Origin of the sequence: Gemmata sp. (genome assembly GCF_051859125.1) — a bacterium.
In the GTDB taxonomy this organism is placed as follows: domain Bacteria; phylum Planctomycetota; class Planctomycetia; order Gemmatales; family Gemmataceae; genus Gemmata.
This window is the reverse complement of sequence record NZ_JBHYGG010000215.1, coordinates 1-2758: the sequence shown is the minus strand read 5'-3', so window position 1 is coordinate 2758 and position 2758 is coordinate 1. Positions and strand designations below refer to the sequence as shown.

The window sequence follows — 2758 nt, the reverse complement described above, 5'->3', positions numbered from 1 at the left end:
AGCGCCAGCGAGGGGGTGAGGCGCACCCCCTCGCTGGCGCTCAGGGTTCGCCCGGCACGGGCGGTGCAACCGCGGGTCAGTACCGGTAGCGGAACTCGGTGCGGAACAGGGCGGCGGCGAAGTGCGGGTCGGTGAGCGCGAACGACGACCCGGCCCCGAAGTCGAGCTTGTCGCAGATGTTCAACCGGATGCCCGGGCCGGCCGACACGTAGGTCATCCCGACGGCCCGCTGGTTCGGCCCCCGGGTCGGGTCGGTGTACGACCCGTCGAGGAACGTCAGCGCGTTGACCTCCCACGTCCCGATCAGTTGCACGTCGCGGACCGGCCGCCAGAGCGTGTGGTTCAGGCTCAGGTTGTACTGCAGCACCCCGCCCGAGTACCCCGGGAACCCGCCGAGCGGGATCCAGTCGCCGAACTGCGCCTGGAGGTACGTTTCGGACGACAGCTTCAGCCCGACGATGAGCGACGGTTCGAGCGACACGTGCCCGACCCCGGTCCCCTTCGTCGGCTGCCCGGTCGGCAGGTACGTCAGGAACTGGAGCGCGACCTGGACGAGCTCGCGGTCGAACATCAGGGTCTTGGTGCCGATCCGCAGGTCGCCGAACCCGGCCCCGGGGCTCGCGCCGACCGCGCTGTTGGTCCGGTACGGCAGGTCGATGATCGTCGCGAGCGAGCCGGTCACGGCGATCTCCGTGTACATGCTCAGCTCGTGGTAGTTCACCCGGGTCGCGGTCCTGTTCGGCCCGACCGGCCGCGGGCCGAGCCCGAGCCCGTCGGCCCGCGCCCAGAAGTACTCGGCCCGGTCCGGCAGCACCACCCGCAGCCCCGCGTCCCACCGGAACCGGGCGTGCGTCACCGGGCGGGCCGACGCGGTGAAGTACGCGGCGTCGGCCAGGGCGGTCCACTTCGGCTCGTAGCACGGGTCCGGGCAGCACACGGTCTCGTACAGCACGCCGATCACCCGCTCGGCGCGGTTCTTCGCCGGGAACGGCTCGCACGCGGTGCGGCCCGGGGAGCAGTGCCGCGAGCCGCCGCACGTCTCGCAGTCGTCGTGCCCGCACGCCGCGCACCCGCCGCCGAGCCTGGTGCGGAACGTCGAGAGGTCGATCGGGCGGCCGTCCACCGTCAGCCCCCCGCCCAGCGGCGCGACGACCGGCGGCTCGACGGGCAGCGGCGGCAGCGCGAGCGGCGGTGCGGGCACAGGCGTCGGCACGGGTGCGGGGGCGGGCGTGGGGCTCGGCGCGACCGGCAGCGGGGCCGGGGCCGGCAGGCTCTCGGGGGGGTTCGCGGGCGGGGCGACGACCGCTGGCAGTTCGAGGCCCGCGCGGACGGCCTTGAGCGCGTCGCGGACGGCGTCCTTCTCGGCGGGCATCGGCTGCGGGACCGCGACGGGCGGCCCCTGCCCCGCCCCCGGCAGCGCGAGTCCGGCGCACCCGGCGATCACCCCGGCGACCGCGATGTAGAAGCGGGCGGCCATTCCGCGAAACCCCTCGGGACCGGCGCATTCGGCTTGAGTTCCGGGGGCCAATACCGTATCCGCCGCGCCGGGGGAAGACGACTTCCGGAGGGGGTCCGATGCGAACGTTCGTCGTGGTCATGGTCGCGTCCGCGGCTCTCGCGGTGGTCGCGTCCGGGCAGATCCCGTCGGTCCCGGGCGGGGCGGTTCCGGGGACGGCCGTGCCCGTGCCCCCCGCGGTGCCCGCCGCCGCACCGGCCGCCGCGCCGCGGAACATCTTCTCGATGTTCACGATGACGCCGGACCAGAAGGCGGCGTGCAAGCAGAAGTTCTGCAACTCCGGGATCGGGAAGATGTTCAACGCGGTCCTGGCGCCGGTCGGCATGTTGACCGGCGGGCTGTTCGGGCCGGGGTGCGGCGGGCCGAGCCCGGCCGACCTCGCGAAGCCGGCCACCAGCGCCGAGGGGGCCGCCGCCCGCATCAAGCAGGACGAGGCCAACGTCGCCGCCCGCCGCGCCGCCGTCCGCTACCTCGGGACCGTGAACTGCAAGTACTACCCCGAGGCCGAGCCGGCGCTGATCGCGGCGCTCCGCGGCGACCCGAGCGAGTGCGTCCGCATCGAGGCCGCGAAGGCGTTCGCCAACGGGTGCTGCTGCTCGAAGAAGACGATCGCGGCGCTGACCCTGTCGGTCAACGGCGGGACGAAGGACGGGTTCCCGGCGGAGTCGTCCGAGTGCGTCCGGGCGCTGGCCTACGCGGCGCTCCAGGTGTGCGTGGCGACGTACCAGGAGCCGGTCAGGCCGCCGGAGAAGGCCGCCCCCGGGACGGACAAGGAGAAAGAGAAGGACGCGGCCGCCGGCCCGGTCGCGTACTACGACGCGGTCGCGGTCGGCCCGCCGACGGACCTGATCCGCGACGCCCGCACCGCCGTGGGCCGCGGGCTCAACATCTCGGCCCAGGCGTACCGCCAGCTCACCGCCGAGCACCACCTCGTCGGGTTGCTCTCGGACCCGCTCCGCGGGGCCGCGCCGGTCGCGGTGCCCGCGCCCGCGACCCAGGTGACCGCGAAGCAACCGCCCGTGGGCCCGACGCAGGCCGCCGCACTGTCGCGCCCCCGAACGGCCGGCAGCGTCGCCGCGCTGTTCAAGAGCGTCACCGGCCCGCGGCCCGGGGGGGAGTAAGCGAGGCGGATCTGGTGGCACGGGCCAGAGGCTGCGGTGTTGCAATGCTCCTGGATACGCCGAAACTGGCTGGCGGGCCGCCACGGAGGGCGGCCCCTACCAGACAGTTTGCCTTTGGTTT

General features: G+C 74.2%; 2 protein-coding genes. One reads left to right on the top strand and one right to left on the bottom strand.

The window, feature by feature from the left end:
- Positions 1–76: 76 nt before the first annotated feature.
- The gene (locus ACTIGN_RS17835; protein WP_439626237.1) at positions 77–1477 is read right to left on the bottom strand and encodes a hypothetical protein; all 1401 of its coding nucleotides are present in this window, start codon (positions 1475–1477) and stop codon (positions 77–79) included.
- Between the two features lie 98 nt (positions 1478–1575).
- On the opposite strand from ACTIGN_RS17835, the gene ACTIGN_RS17830 reads away from it, so the two are divergent.
- On the top strand, positions 1576–2637 hold the full coding sequence (locus ACTIGN_RS17830) for a hypothetical protein (protein WP_439626235.1): 1062 nt from the start codon (positions 1576–1578) through the stop codon (positions 2635–2637).
- Positions 2638–2758 lie beyond the last annotated feature (121 nt).